The 498-nt window shown below is 55.8% G+C and carries 3 tRNA genes (1 of these 3 only partly in view); all 3 read left to right on the top strand.

What is annotated here, in order from left to right:
* Nucleotides 1-32, top strand: a tRNA-OTHER gene (locus HMPREF3142_RS21120); it begins 47 nt to the left of the window's first position.
* A 125-nt stretch (nt 33-157) separates the two neighbouring features.
* Nucleotides 158-233: transfer RNA gene (locus HMPREF3142_RS21115), tRNA-Val, on the top strand.
* Between the two features lie 4 nt (nt 234-237).
* A tRNA-Lys gene (locus tag HMPREF3142_RS21110) sits at nt 238-313 on the top strand.
* Nucleotides 314-498: the final 185 nt, after the last annotated feature.

The raw sequence follows: 498 nt of genomic DNA, 5'->3' as shown, positions 1-498 counted from the left end.
GGTCGCAGGTTCGAATCCTGCACGACCCACCAATCGTTCTGGTGGAACGCGATAGTAAAACGTGAAGGATAACGTTGCGACAGCAACGGCCCATAGGGCGAGGCGAAGCCGAGTCATCCTGCACGACCCACCACTTAGTAGTATCCAGCGCAGTATCGGGTGATTAGCTCAGCTGGGAGAGCACCTCCCTTACAAGGAGGGGGTCGGCGGTTCGATCCCGTCATCACCCACCACTGTGGGTCGTTAGCTCAGTTGGTAGAGCAGTTGACTTTTAATCAATTGGTCGCAGGTTCGAATCCTGCACGACCCACCATCTTTAACATCGAACGTCGGTGTTAAACGTGAAGGATAACGTTGCTTCAGCAACGGCGCCCCAGGGCGAGCGAAGCGAGTCATCCTGCACGACCCACCACATTTTAATGATGGGGCCGGTGGACGCAGTATCGGTAGTATCCAGCGCAGTTTCGGGTGATTAGCTCAGCTGGGAGAGCACCTCCC

It is taken from the genome of Klebsiella sp. HMSC16C06, from assembly GCF_001808325.1.
GTDB lineage: Bacteria > Pseudomonadota > Gammaproteobacteria > Enterobacterales > Enterobacteriaceae > Klebsiella > Klebsiella variicola.
The sequence above is the reverse complement of the archived record's forward strand: the minus strand, read 5'-3'. Positions and strand labels throughout refer to the sequence as shown.